Source organism: Ruegeria sp. K3 (genome assembly GCF_056531845.1).
This window is the reverse complement of the sequence record NZ_JBQFMM010000001.1, coordinates 411,683-424,360: the sequence shown is the minus strand read 5'-3', so window position 1 is coordinate 424,360 and position 12,678 is coordinate 411,683. Positions and strand designations below refer to the sequence as shown.

Sequence of the window (12,678 nt, the reverse complement as noted above, 5' to 3'; positions counted from 1 at the left end):
AAATTTACGTGGAACAATGCTGACGCCACTCAGCCAGAGCGGCGGAACAAGTCTGCTTGAAGATTACTCGGCTGCTAAATGATCTTTCCTGATTGAAGTAGTTGTAGACGGAAGAAAGGATGGAGGCGAATTTCTGTAAACTTCGCATAAGCTTGAATCGCTGCATGGCGCGTTCGCGTCGTCGGAAAGGAAGGTGTGAATTCTCGACGCGGTTGTTAAGCCACCTGCCCGTCATCTGCTTTTCCGTCGCATCGATATCTCTGGGCGCGGCTCGGCATGACGCGAAACGATCCGTTATAATTTCATCCACTACACCGTGTCTCTTCATCAATTTCTTGAGGAATCTCAGTGCTGCAACTTTGTTTCGGCGTTTGGTAACAACGGCTTCCAACACCTCGCCTTTGTGATCCACGGTACTCCAAAGGTAATGCCGCCTTCCATTGATTTTCACAAAGACCTCATCTGAATGCCATATAAATTTCGAGAATGCTCGCAATTACTGAACACGCTTTCTTCGGATCACTGACGCGAAAATTGGACCAAAACGGTTCCACCAATATCGGACAGTCTCGTGACTCACGTTGATCCCGCGTTCGTGCAGAAGGTCTTCAACATTCCGAAGCGAAAGCGGAAAACGGATTTAAAGCATCACCATAAAGCGGATGATCTCGGAGCTGGTTTTGAAGTACTTGAAGAAGGCAGGTTTGGCCATGGCCAAAAGCTACGCAACCGTCCCGCCCCGCTCAAGCAAAGCTCTTCTGACAAGACTCTTCTCATCTGTGAACGATGGTAGCTCAAAGCCAGCCTACATAACTGAGCTTTACAGATCCCGAGTTGTGCAACAATACAGCCCTTAGCGAAGGCTATACCAGATTTCCATTCGGGCTGGCGACATAAGCTGTTTAAGCGAATAATTTGCTGTGACCAAGGCCTTAAACGGGCGTTTGTTTCAATTTTGGAAAGCGGTCTAAATGGCCTCGAACTTAGTATCAGGGCCAAGAGCTGGCGAAGCACTTAATTCAGAATATCGGCGGTTGCTCCTATTAAGTTCAGCACTTCGTACGTCTCACGATTTACTTCGTATACGTAATCTCCGGCTCTCACGTAATAACCTTTGCGCCTTAGTCCCCAGCGGCCGGGATCATCGATGCGAACGTACCCATTATAGATGTAATCGCCACGTCGATATTTCTTAGCCTGCCCAGGCGGCACACAAGGGATCGCCTTTTTCGCCAAGCCAGGTGGACAATGTCCGGCTTTGGATTTCACTAGGATTGGCGCAGTTGCACCAGCTCGGCTAACCTGCCCAACGCTATGGCTCCACAAGCTGTGATTTGCGTTCGTAGATGATGCGCCCTGCGCCAACAGGGCCACCGCCAATACTCCAACGGCTATGTTCATTCCCTGCATCCTTCTTAGCTGTGCGGTCTACATATGCCCTTGAACGGGCATTGGCGAGTTCATCAGCAATGAGTGGCTTTCCACTACGAAGGTAGACCAGCGCTTCCACAGTAGCTGAGTAAAAAGCTTCTCATTTGAGCACGCACTTACGGCACCCCATCCGGCAGCTCTTAACCCGTCAATCAACCCATTCATTCCTTTGTCTTTATTTCGCGAACAACATTAACCGAACGTGAACAATGTATTCTCAGAGTGTTCAACCAAGCTAATGCATAGTGATCGGGTTGGATCGAACGAAAGGTGTATCGTTTGATCGCTGACAAGGGGAAACGCATGATCAAGTCTGCCTTTGTGACTGAAGAGTCCAGCACAACAGCTGTGATGCAAACCTCCGGCAAGATTGCCGAAGAGCGTTTGTTAACCACGACCAAGTCGAGCAGTGGTCGCTTCCCTCCTATCGAAAGTGCATTAACACAGATCGTCAAAAACAAGCGGCTTTCCGAGGCACATAACAACGTCTGAAGGCAGTTCAGCAGACCCCCACACAATTCCCGATATCTGTCCAAAATATTGGAATTGAAAACTGAACCCCGCTCCATGTTGGAGCGGGGTATCTTTTTCTGCGTGGTCGATGTGAGGCTCGTAGCCATCGATTTAAAGGCTCGGCTTCACATTATGCGGGCCAGCCATTTCCCGCCTCTGTGAAGCGTATGGCTGGCCCAGCATTCAGTGCTTCCGTGAGTGGTCAGTACTGCGTGTATCGTGAGGCGAATAAGCTGTTGCCTGTTCTTACAGACCCAGGAGCGACTTTACCTCCTGCTCAACGGCATCCGTGACGGGTTTGTTGGCAGCAGCTTCCAAGGCTTTCCGCTCGGTCAACCGCTGCACTTCAACCAGATCAGCCAGTTCCCGCACTTCCTCAGTCGCTTCTTCGTATTCGACGGCGGCCTGTCTTTCATCGTTCAGGTCTTGGGCTTCTTCTACCGAACTCTCTAAATCTGCGCGGGCTTGATCAAGTTGTTCCTCAATCTCAGGATCAGTTCCACCTGCCTCCTCCAGCGCCTGTTCAAGTTCTTCGACCCTCTCTTGGTTCTCCTGCACATCATCCAACGCAGTTCGCAGGTCTTCCTCGATTTCGGGTATAGTCCGCTCCGGCGGCTCCAGTCCGGCAAGTTCTTCCAACTGCTCCGCAAGTTCCTCACGCAACGGTTCGCCAGCCAAAACGGTATCGCGATAGTAGGCAATTCGACCGACGCGAGAATTGGGCGCTGCGTTCGCCAGTGCGGTTGCGCTGGCGTTGGCTGCGTTCAGGGCCCCCAACTCGGACGGATGGGCACCAAGAAGCGCAGCCATCCTGTTGCCTTTGGTCCGGACGGCCGGACGTATAGATTCTTCAACGATCACGGTTTTTGAAGGCTTTTTGTACGTCCGGGGCTTTTGCTTGCCGCCACCAGTCGTTGACCCTTTCCTGGAGGTGGTAACCGTTCTCGATTTACTTTTTCCGCTGAAGATGTCCTTCAATGAAATGCGACCGCCATTGCCGAATACAGACCGCGAAGCCTTGGACTTCGAGTTGCCGTTGTTGGATTTTCCTGCAGTCCGGCCAGCTTGACCTTTGTCAGCGCCCTTCTTTCCGCCTTTGTTGCTGGCAGAGCTATGGTCGCCGCGGTCTCCTTTTCCAGAGTTGCCCTTGCCGCCGCTGTTACCCTTTCCACCGCCGTTGCCGTTGTCACCGCCTTTACCATTTCCTCCACCGTTGCCTTTTCCTTCTTTTGCAAAGGCAACATCCGGCACGGCGACGGTGGCTATGATGGCGGTTGAACCCAGCAACGCGATTGCCAGGGTCGATGCTTTGAGCAGTCCCAAACTGGTGGTTTTCATATCGACCTCCTCGGTGGAAATCAGCGGGTAGCAGTTTTCTGAAACAACTCGCTGTGTTCTATCGTCTCGATTCGCGCCCGAATCTCATATGCCTGTTCCCATTTAACTTGAGAGCGCTTGAACGCAGGGCTAACTGCTTGTTCATCATCGGTTCATGTCGAAAAGCGTAGTCTATAGCCGCAAAATACGAGGACATTCATGCGTGCGAAGGTGATCTTGATGATTGCGAGCTTGCTTGTTGCTTTGCCCGTTGGGCAGGCGACTGCGCAGACGCGCGAGCTCAGGCAAGGTGAACTTCGCAAGGCCACTCTGAATGGCGACACCATTCGGTTGAAACGCGTTATCAAAGGTGTCGAGAAAGCCTATGGCGGCACTCCAGTTGATGCGCGGGCGTTTCAAGCTGATCAGATATACTATCGCATCCTTGTCAAAAAGCCTGATGGAAAGATTGTCAGTGTCATTGTAGATGCGCAGACCGGAACGGTCGTTTCCAATCGATCCAGCGTGGGCCGCCAAATATCGAAAGCTGCCCGTTCTACCCCTGCCAAAGCAAACAACGGTCGCAATTCCGACGGCAACCGTGGTACCGCTGCGAGCCGCGGAAACAACGGCAACGGCGGTGGAAATGGCAACGCTGGCGGCAATGGCGGTGGAAATGGCAACGGCGGTGGAAACGGCAACGGTGGCGGCAATGGTGGTGGTAACGGCGGCGGTAATAGCGGTGGAAACGGCGGCGGCAATGGTGGCGGAAACGGCGGTGGTAACGGTGGCGGCAATTCTGGCGGGAACGGCAAAGGTAACGGAAAAAAATAGTGCTTAAACCAAAGCCATTGTGACTGTAGCATTTGAATATGAGAGTACTTCTGGCCGAAGATGAGCCGCAGCTAAGCGCGCAGATCAAAAAGCTTCTAAGCGCAGAAGGCCGCGTAGTGGATGTGGCCGATAACGGGACGGACGCGCTTCATTTGGGGGCGACTGAACCATATGACATGATCATTCTCGATATTGGGTTACCGGAACGCGACGGCATCTCTGTTCTGCGCGAATGGCGCGGTGCGGGGGTAAAAACGCCTGTGTTGATCCTGACGGCCCGCGATGGGTGGAGCGAGCGCGTGGATGGCCTTGATGCCGGTGCCGATGACTACATGACCAAGCCGTTTCACATGCCCGAGTTGGCCGCACGTGTGCGCGCAATCCTGCGCAGGCAAAGCGGTCAGATGAACCCCGTGATCGAAATGGGCGATGTCACGCTCGATACGCGAAACGGGCGTGTCAGTGTTGGCGGCATTCCTGTTGATCTGACCGCGCAAGAGATCGCGGTTCTGACCTACCTTGCCCACAACATGGGACGCATGGTGTCTCGTACTGAGTTGTCAGAGCACATCTATGAATATGATGGCGACCGGGACTCGAACACCATCGCCGTATTCATAACCCGGCTGCGTAAGAAACTCGGCCCTGACCTAATAACAACGGTCAGAGGACGCGGCTATATGATCGATACCGCCTGATGTTATCGCTGCGCCAACGCGCGTTGCTTGGCGGCCTCGCCACAGGTGCGCTTTCTGTCGGCGTTGGAACTTTGGTTGTTTTTTCCTACATCAATGCGCGCGTTCTTGAGCAGTTCGACGAGACGCTGCGCAATAGACATACGCAGCTGGTCGTCGGGTTGAGCGCGACGACGGACAGCCCCGAGGCCTTACGTGATCTCATGTTCGACCCGGCCTATGGAACGCCGTTTTCAGGCAGATACTGGCAGGTGACCGATGCAAACGGGGTTACATTCACATCGGCCTCACTCTTTGACGAAACTATTTCTGAACCTGCGCGTGTGAGTGATGAGACCCTCGTTTGGAACACCACAGGTCCGGACAGCGAGGCCGTTCGCAGCGCTTATCAGAAAATCACCTTCGAAGACGGAACAGAATGGAGCGTGACGGTCGCCGAAAGCAGGCTTGAACTGATCAGCGAACGTCGCGCCGCGCAGAACAACTTGCTTCCAGTATTTGGGCTGGTCGGTCTGATTGGAGTTGCGGGTTCGCTGCTGTTGATGTCAGCAATTGTCGGTCCTCTCAGGAAATTACGCGCAGATGTGGCGCATCGTTGGGACAAGGGGGATGATCTTAGGCCGAAAGACTATCCGGAAGAGGTTTCGCCACTTGTCGAAGACCTCAATCAACTTCTGCACAGAAATCGCGAGATTGTGGCCGGCTCGCGGCGGCAAGCGGCGGACCTGGCGCATGCGCTGAAAACACCGACAGCAATCCTCAGAAATGAACTGAAAAGCTTGTCGGAAACCGGAGCTGATACCACTCAGGCAGAAGAGGCATTGGGTCGGATCGATGCCCAGCTTGGCCGCTCTCTCGCACGTATGCGTGCGACCAATACTGGAGAATTGACACATTCAAAAACCGATCTTTCGAACTCGGTCGGGAGATTGTCCAGACTATTTTCGGTCATGGCAGAGCGCGAGGGGAAATCACTTACTTCAGATCACGACGCCGGTCTCTGGGTGCGAATGGACACTCAGGACGTAGAAGAAGTGATTGGTAACCTTCTCGACAACGCTCTCAAATGGTGCCAAACAACAGTTCAGATCACCGCAAAGCGTGTTGAAGAGGGCATTCAGATCTGCATTGAGGATGACGGGCCTGGTATTCCTGAAATTGCACGTGAAGGAGTGCTTCGTTCGGGAGGTCGTTTAGACACTTCTGTCAGTGGCACCGGTTTGGGTTTGGCAATAGCCGTTGATCTGCTGAATGCATATGGATGCAAACTGACACTAGATACATCCCAAAAACTCGGCGGCTTGGCTTGCCAAATTCTGATTTCAAAATAAACACAATTGCACATAGGCACACATCAGCCGTTGAGTTCAGTCAATCGAATTGCAATTTTTTTTCAGATTATGGGTTCGAACAGTCTTTGGCTTTGACCGTGCTGGGAATAGCGGCAGCATGAACCGCGACCGCGGCATGGCAGCTCGATGTAGCGTAACCGCTTTGAGCTGCAGCCTTCACTTTGCAAAGTCCGCTTTCTGCGCAATGCGGCCATTATTCCACGACGCAGCATTCGCTACAAAGGGCTCACAGCGGTCATTCGACAAGTTCAGATGAACGACCGCAGTGCGGACGAAGCCACCGCTGGCCGTAGTACTGCGCCTTTGTTCCGCACGAACGACCGCCTAGCGGACAAAGCTAACCGCATTTGAGATAACTTTTGCCCGTCTCAATCCATGATCTTCTTACAGATCCAGTGCTGGAATGATCCCACATTGTTGCTGTCAGACGAATTTTAACCAGTCTCAGTTTGCCGCGGAGACCGTGAACTTATCCAGAACAAAGTTCGCGCCACTCGGCGAGAGCGGCGGTGCGCGACAGCTTGAAGGTGTCTCGGCAGGCTAGAGATCTTTCCTGATTGAAGTGGTTGTAAACGGAGGAATAGACGGAGGCGAATTTCTGTAACCTTCGCACGCGCCTGAACCGTTGGTTGGCGCGTCCTCTTGGTCGGAACGGCAGGTGCGAGTTCTCGACGCGGTTGTTGAGCCATCTACCCGTCGGTTGTTTTTCGAGCGCGCCCAGCTCTCTGACCGCGACTTTGTATCCGGTGAAGCGATCCGTGACGACGGCTTCCGCATGGCCGTGTCGATTCATCAATTTCTTTAGAAATTTCAATGCTGCAGCTTTGTTTCGACGTTTGGTGACAACGGCTTCTAGCACCTCACCTTCTTCATCGATAGCCCACCAAAGATAATGCCGCTTGCCATTCACCTTCACAATAACCTCGTCAACCTACCACTTCCATTTGGAATATGCTTTCAATTGCTAAACACGCTTCCGCCTTATCTCAGCAGCAAATGTCGGGCCAAACCTGTTCCATCAATATCGGAGGGTTTCGTGGCTCACGTCGATCCCTCGCTCGTGCAGCAGAACTTCGACATTCCGAAACGAAAGCGGGAAGCGGATGTACAGCATCACCGCAAGGCGGATGATCTCGGGACTAGATTTAAACTGTTTGAAGGAGGCAGGTCTGGTCATCTGCAAAAGCTACACAACCGCCCTGCCCGCCTCAAGCCAAGTTCTTCTGACAAGATGTAAAAAAGGTTTGTAATAATATCTACCTATTGATAGGTAGATTTCATGAAGCACAAACCCCGACGGAGGTACTCAGATGAAGATATATGATGTCGAAGGTTTCCCGAACCCTGCCCGTGTTCGTATTGCGCTGGCTGAAAAAGGCGCGACAGACAAAGTTGAATTCATCCCTGTGGATGTGATGGGCGGCGAACATCGCACGCCTGAGTTCAAAGCCAAAAACCCCGATGCAGAGGTGCCTTGTCTGGAACTGGAAGATGGTTCACACATCGCTCAATGCAACGCGATCACTGAATATATCGACGCAACCTTCGATGGCCCATCATTGACCGGCGTGACTGCGCAAGAGCGCGCCCGAATCTCGATGATGAACCTGCGCGCGGAAAACGGTCTGTTGAATGCGGTCGGCACCTACTTCCACCATGCCACACCTGGCCTCGGCCCGGACCTCGAAACCTATCAATGCGCCGAATGGGGCAACAAACAGAAAGAGGTTGCCGGAAACACCATGGCCTATCTGGATGCGGTATTAGCCGAAAACGAATACTTGGCTGGAGACACATTCTCGGTGGCTGATATCACCGCCTTTGCAGGATTGGCGTTCGCCGATTTTGCCAAAGTTGAAATTCCTGAAACCCTGACCAACCTGCAAGCTTGGCGTGCTAAGATGGCGGCCCGTCCATCTATCGCCGGCTAAGCGAGAACTGCCATTTAAGTTGAAAGGACCCCTCCCATGGAACTCAACTCGGACTTCTCTTCGCGTGTCGTTGTTCACTCTGATCAGCTTGAGTGGCAGGCCTCGCCCATGAAGGGTGTGGACCGGCGCATGCTGGACCGAATTGGTGGCGAAGTCGCCCGCGCCACCACCATTGTGCGCTATGCACCAGGCAGCAAGTTTTCGGCCCACACCCATACAGGCGGTGAAGAGTTCATCGTTCTGGACGGCGTCTTTCAGGATGAGCATGGCGATTTCCCGGAAGGCACCTATGTGCGCAATCCGCCCACAACCGGGCACACGCCCGGCTCAGAACCCGGCTGCACGATCTTCGTCAAACTCTGGCAGTTCGACATGGAGGACCGCAATCAGTTCCGCAAAACCATGGCCGACGAACTGGCCGCACCCGTGAACGGGGTCGCCACCGCGACACTGCACAAGGATGACCGCGAGGTTGTCACTTACAGCCATGTTGATGCAGGCACCGAGATTACTTCGAATGCGCCGGGTGGTATCGAGCTGTTAATGATTGGCGGATCGCTGACCTCAGGCGGTGACGTTCTGAAAAAGAACGACTGGCTACGCCTGCCTGAGGGTGAAGCGCTGTCGGCTATGGCTGGCCCAGACGGGGCGAAGGTCTGGATGAAGACTGGCCACCTGCCCTTTGCACAGCCACCGGTGGTTTAATTCATGAGTAGCAAGAAACCTCTGGCGATTGTCGCCGGTGCGGGAGCTGGCCTTGGCCAGTCCCTTCTCGCGCGGTTTCAGGCAGGTGGCATGACGGCCATTGGTCTTGGACGGACGCAGCCGCAGGAAACGATCGCGCCGTTTCATCAGGTCGATCTGTCCGATCCGAGTGCGGTTGCGCCAGTGATTTCTGAATTGATCGCTACGCATGGCCCGCCGAAGATCGTGGTGCACAATACGGCTGAGCTGGTGATCGCGCCATTCCCCGAAACCGCATTGGAAGACTATCAGAGAACGTGGACATCAATGGTGCAATCTTTGGTCCTGCTGGGGCAATGTGTTCTGCAACCGATGGTGCGCGGCGGTGGTGGCGCGCTGATCGTTTCCGGGGCCACAGCGTCGCTACGCGGCGGCCCACGGTTTTCCGCTTTTGCGTCGGCTAAGTTCGCCCTGCGCGGGCTGACACAATCGCTGGCACGTGAATATCAACCGGCTGGCGTACATATCTCGCACGTCGTTTTGGACGGGATCATCGATACACACCGCTCGCGGGATTTGCACTCGCTGGATCCGTCGAAGATGATGAAACCGGACGAGATTGCCGAGGCCTACTGGCAGTTAGCCCATCAACCGCAATCCACCTGGACCCATGAGCTGGACCTGCGCCCGGCATCTGAGGGGTTCTGAGCGATGCAGACGCAAACTCTGATCATTGGCGCAGGCCTTTCTGGCCTCTGCCTTGCGCGACAGCTACAGGCACGAAACCATGACTACCTGCTGGTCGAAGCGCGGGGTCGTCCGGGTGGACGTATCTTGACGGAAAGGCTGGAGGGTGGGTACTTCGACATGGGTCCCGCCTGGTTCTGGCCCGGTCAGCCGCGTATTGCAGCGTTAATAAAGCGGCTCGGACTGGAGTGGTTCGAGCAATATTCAACAGGCGCTCTCAGCTTTGAAAACGAGATCGGCCAGGTCGAGCGCGATCGCGGGTTTGCCTCGATGCAAGGATCTTATCGCTTGAAAGGTGGTCTGGGCGCCCTCACTGATGCGCTTGCCGCTGAGATACCGCCGAAGCGGCTCATCTTATCCGCGCCTATCGTCGGGTTAGAGAAGTCTGCGTCTGGGATCACCGCGACCGCTCAAACTGGGCAGGTCATTCATGCTCAGGAAATCGTACTGGCCCTCCCTCCTCGCGTGGCGAGCAAGATCGCGTTCTCACCTGCTTTACCAGATGAAGCTTTAGCGGCAATGACTGGGATCGCGACTTGGATGGCCGGTCAGGCCAAAGTCATCGCTGTCTATGATACCCCGTTCTGGCGCACGGCCGGGCTGTCCGGTGACGCGATGAGCCGCAGGGGGCCGATGGTGGAAATACACGACGCCTCCCCTGCCGAGGGCGGACCTTACGCGTTGTTCGGCTTTATCGGCTTACCCCCGCGCACCCGTAGCAACGAAGAACGGCTGCGGCAGTTGCTCAAAGAGCAACTGTCCAGGCTGTTCGGCGCCGAAGCTGCGGAGCCAAAGACACTCTTTGTCAAAGATTGGGCCTTTGACCTGTTCACCTCTATCGAAGCGGATCAACAGCCGTTATACGCTCATCCGCAATACGGGCTGCCCCATGCGATGACCCGTCTGTGGGATGGCCGACTAATCTTTGGCGGGACCGAAGTTGCACCACAGTTCGGGGGCTATATCGAAGGCGCCCTGGAGTCTGCGGAAAACGCGCTGGCCCTGATCATGACGGAAAAGGTTTGAGCACGTATGACGAGTGATACCAAGACGGCCCTTCTGGATGTTGCCGAACACGCTGCGCGCGCGAGGGGGTTTGACGGGTTCAGCTATGCCGATCTGGCAGAGGCGGTGGGTATTCGCAAGGCGTCAATCCACTATCATTTCCCGACCAAAGCGGCGCTGTCGGCGGCACTCATGGGTCGCTATCATGAGACCCTGCAGGCAGAGTGCAACCGCATCCGGGTAGAACACAAAACCGGGGCCGAGCAATTGCTGGCCCTGATCGACCTCTACCGGGATGCACTCAATGACGGGAAAACCTTGTGCCTCTGCGTGTCGCTTATCAGCAGCCGTGAAAGCCTTTCGGATGACGTGATCCAAAAGATCAAAAAATTCCGCGCCATGATGGTTACCCAAATCGAAGAGATCCTGAAGCTTGGCCAAGAGGACAAGTCAATCACCGGTATCACCGATCCGATCTCGGAGTCCCGTGCGATACTGGCCCTTTTGGAAGGCGCGCATCTGACCGCGCGCGCAGAAGAGAATGTGAATACCTTCGATGAGGCTTTGGGCGTTTTAAAGTCCCGCTGTTGACCTTCGCCCCGACACATCGGATCGTTGCCGCAAGCAATTCATTTGATATTCGGAGCTTCCATTATGCCCAAAGTCATTCTGATCACCGGCACGTCGACCGGCCTTGGTGTTCAAATCGCCGTACAAGCGGCCCAATCGGGCCATACTGTCTACGCTACTATGCGAAACCTCGCCAAGCGCGGCATCTTGGATGCGGCCGCCTCTGACGCTGGCGTCAATTTCAACGTGCTTGAGCTGGACGTGCAGAACAGCGCCAGCGTAAACGCCGCGGTCGATCAGATCATCGCGAACGAGGGGCGGATCGATAAGCTGATCAACAATGCGGGTGCTGGATTTGTTCGTACAACCGAACAAGCCAGCGAAGAAGACGTCGCTTGGGTCATGGATGTGAATTTCATGGGTGTCGTGCGCTGCACAAAAGCGGTGATGCCACACATGCGCGCAGCACGCTCGGGCCATGTCATCACAATCTCATCCGTAGGCGGCCTAGTGGGTCAGCCGTTCAACGAGATCTACTGCGCCGCAAAGTTCGCGGTTGAGGGGTACACTGAGGCTTTGGCCAGCTACGTCACGCCCAATTTCGGTATCCATTTCTCGACAGTTGAACCGGGCGGTATTCAATCCGAGTTTGCGACCAATGTGCTTAAACATGTCGAGGCCACGGGCGGGATGCTTGAGGATGAGTATCTACCTATTCTCCAGAAGTATATCGGCGGCGCTCAGGCGCGAATGGATGGCAGCGATATCTATCAAACTTCGGAACAAGTGGCATCAGTTGTCATGGGCGTGATTGAAGCCTCAGACCCGCCGATCCGCGTTCGCACTTCAAACTGGGGTGAGGCGTTTACTCGCCTGAAAACCGAAGCAGACCCGGATGGAAAAAAGCAACAAGCAGCCGTGATTGAGCAGTTCCTAAGCTGAGAGCTATTTGTGCGATGCTGCCCGGAAAGTGGCAGTCATGCTTCGGTTGCCGCAGGTTTCCATGCTACACCACCGGCGACGTCCGCTCTTTGAGATGACGCGAAACACCAACACGTATTTAGCATGTACTCATTTCCTGATCCGTTTCAGATCTGTCTTTGTAAGCAGAGTCGCGAAGCTTTGCGCGACCAGCGCAATGGCCGTGTTTTTTATGCAAGACTCTGGGTCTGAATGTCATCATGACGACACCAGAAGAACATGACAAAGAAACTGCTGTCGTTCAGGGGCTCACGCACCTCATAGCCAAAGTACTGCTGAGAATGGGACCGCTGCCGACGCGCATGACAACGAAGAGCTTCGACTTGTTGTCTGAGGCGATTTCCATGGTTCAGAACGATGCGCCAGAAGTATTCGAAGCGACTGAGAAGGCCAATCCCTACGCCGAGACCGTGCGACGACAGTATTTCGATTTGGCCGCGAGTCTGAGTGTGGAGCTGGAAGCAGCATTGATTACACCGCCGACAATAAAAGCGGACATTGATGCAGCAGCTTCCTAGGTCGGCTTCGTCAGCGAGGCTGCCTTTCGTATTCGTTTTACAGAACGGCCATCGCTCAACCAGAGATCGCTTGACATAAAACCGCTTCAGCAATGTTCGC

13 protein-coding genes and 2 pseudogenes are annotated in these 12,678 nt (G+C 54.4%); 11 read left to right on the top strand and 4 right to left on the bottom strand.

All coding sequences use genetic code 11. From position 1 onward, the window contains the following. Nucleotides 1-4: 4 nt before the first annotated feature. Nucleotides 5-712 (bottom strand): annotated as a pseudogene (locus ACR0MP_RS02100) (IS6 family transposase). A gap of 1,022 nt (nucleotides 713-1,734) precedes the next feature. Here ACR0MP_RS02100 and ACR0MP_RS02095 point away from each other — a divergent pair. Further along, nucleotides 1,735-1,923 carry a hypothetical protein gene (locus ACR0MP_RS02095; protein ID WP_480772073.1) on the top strand — a complete coding sequence of 63 codons (189 nt, stop codon included), beginning with the start codon at nucleotides 1,735-1,737 and terminating at the stop codon, nucleotides 1,921-1,923. Between the two features lie 267 nt (nucleotides 1,924-2,190). Here the strand turns inward: ACR0MP_RS02095 and ACR0MP_RS02090 are convergent, their stop codons facing one another. Continuing rightward, the gene (locus tag ACR0MP_RS02090) at nucleotides 2,191-3,282 is read right to left on the bottom strand and encodes a hypothetical protein (protein WP_480885690.1); all 1,092 of its coding nucleotides are present in this window, start codon (nucleotides 3,280-3,282) and stop codon (nucleotides 2,191-2,193) included. Between the two features lie 219 nt (nucleotides 3,283-3,501). Between ACR0MP_RS02090 and ACR0MP_RS02085 the strand changes: the two genes are divergently transcribed. From ACR0MP_RS02085 to ACR0MP_RS02075, 3 genes are read left to right on the top strand one after another with little or no spacing between them, the layout of a single operon-like run. Beyond that, nucleotides 3,502-4,095 carry a PepSY domain-containing protein gene (locus ACR0MP_RS02085; protein WP_480885688.1) on the top strand — a complete coding sequence of 198 codons (594 nt, stop codon included), beginning with the start codon at nucleotides 3,502-3,504 and terminating at the stop codon, nucleotides 4,093-4,095. A 38-nt stretch (nucleotides 4,096-4,133) separates the two neighbouring features. Beyond that, a complete protein-coding gene (locus ACR0MP_RS02080; protein WP_480885686.1) occupies nucleotides 4,134-4,793 on the top strand; it encodes a response regulator transcription factor in 660 nt (219 codons plus the stop codon). Then, on the top strand, nucleotides 4,793-6,121 hold the full coding sequence (locus tag ACR0MP_RS02075) for an ATP-binding protein (protein WP_170403674.1): 1,329 nt from the start codon (nucleotides 4,793-4,795) through the stop codon (nucleotides 6,119-6,121). Before ACR0MP_RS02080 ends, ACR0MP_RS02075 begins: the two co-directional genes overlap by 1 nt. A 490-nt stretch (nucleotides 6,122-6,611) precedes the next feature. Here ACR0MP_RS02075 and ACR0MP_RS02070 read toward each other — a convergent pair. Next, nucleotides 6,612-7,319 (bottom strand): annotated as a pseudogene (locus ACR0MP_RS02070) (IS6 family transposase). 133 nt (nucleotides 7,320-7,452) lie between these two features. Between ACR0MP_RS02070 and ACR0MP_RS02065 the strand changes: the two are divergent. The 6 genes from ACR0MP_RS02065 to ACR0MP_RS02040 all read left to right on the top strand — a co-directional run bounded on the left by ACR0MP_RS02065 (nucleotide 7,453) and on the right by ACR0MP_RS02040 (nucleotide 12,021). Continuing rightward, nucleotides 7,453-8,073, top strand: a complete 621-nt coding sequence (locus ACR0MP_RS02065) for a glutathione S-transferase (RefSeq protein ID WP_170734645.1) — start codon at nucleotides 7,453-7,455, stop codon at nucleotides 8,071-8,073. Between the two features lie 36 nt (nucleotides 8,074-8,109). Then, nucleotides 8,110-8,778 carry a cupin domain-containing protein gene (locus tag ACR0MP_RS02060; RefSeq protein WP_170399734.1) on the top strand — a complete coding sequence of 223 codons (669 nt, stop codon included), beginning with the start codon at nucleotides 8,110-8,112 and terminating at the stop codon, nucleotides 8,776-8,778. Nucleotides 8,779-8,781: 3 nt separating this feature from the next. Next, nucleotides 8,782-9,465, top strand: a complete 684-nt coding sequence (locus ACR0MP_RS02055) for an SDR family NAD(P)-dependent oxidoreductase (protein WP_170403677.1) — start codon at nucleotides 8,782-8,784, stop codon at nucleotides 9,463-9,465. Nucleotides 9,466-9,468: 3 nt separating this feature from the next. Continuing rightward, nucleotides 9,469-10,530, top strand: a complete 1,062-nt coding sequence (locus ACR0MP_RS02050) for an NAD(P)/FAD-dependent oxidoreductase (protein WP_170403680.1) — start codon at nucleotides 9,469-9,471, stop codon at nucleotides 10,528-10,530. A gap of 6 nt (nucleotides 10,531-10,536) precedes the next feature. Next, the gene (locus ACR0MP_RS02045; protein ID WP_170403683.1) at nucleotides 10,537-11,100 is read left to right on the top strand and encodes a TetR/AcrR family transcriptional regulator; all 564 of its coding nucleotides are present in this window, start codon (nucleotides 10,537-10,539) and stop codon (nucleotides 11,098-11,100) included. A gap of 63 nt (nucleotides 11,101-11,163) precedes the next feature. Further along, on the top strand, nucleotides 11,164-12,021 hold the full coding sequence (locus tag ACR0MP_RS02040) for an SDR family oxidoreductase (protein ID WP_170734637.1): 858 nt from the start codon (nucleotides 11,164-11,166) through the stop codon (nucleotides 12,019-12,021). A 3-nt stretch (nucleotides 12,022-12,024) separates the two neighbouring features. On the opposite strand, the gene ACR0MP_RS02035 is transcribed toward ACR0MP_RS02040, so the two are convergent. Next, complete coding sequence (locus tag ACR0MP_RS02035; RefSeq protein WP_480760263.1) at nucleotides 12,025-12,129, bottom strand: CGNR zinc finger domain-containing protein; 105 nt, start codon at nucleotides 12,127-12,129, stop codon at nucleotides 12,025-12,027. A gap of 131 nt (nucleotides 12,130-12,260) precedes the next feature. Between ACR0MP_RS02035 and ACR0MP_RS02030 the strand changes: the two genes are divergently transcribed. Continuing rightward, nucleotides 12,261-12,578 carry a hypothetical protein gene (locus tag ACR0MP_RS02030; protein WP_480758758.1) on the top strand — a complete coding sequence of 106 codons (318 nt, stop codon included), beginning with the start codon at nucleotides 12,261-12,263 and terminating at the stop codon, nucleotides 12,576-12,578. Nucleotides 12,579-12,678 lie beyond the last annotated feature (100 nt).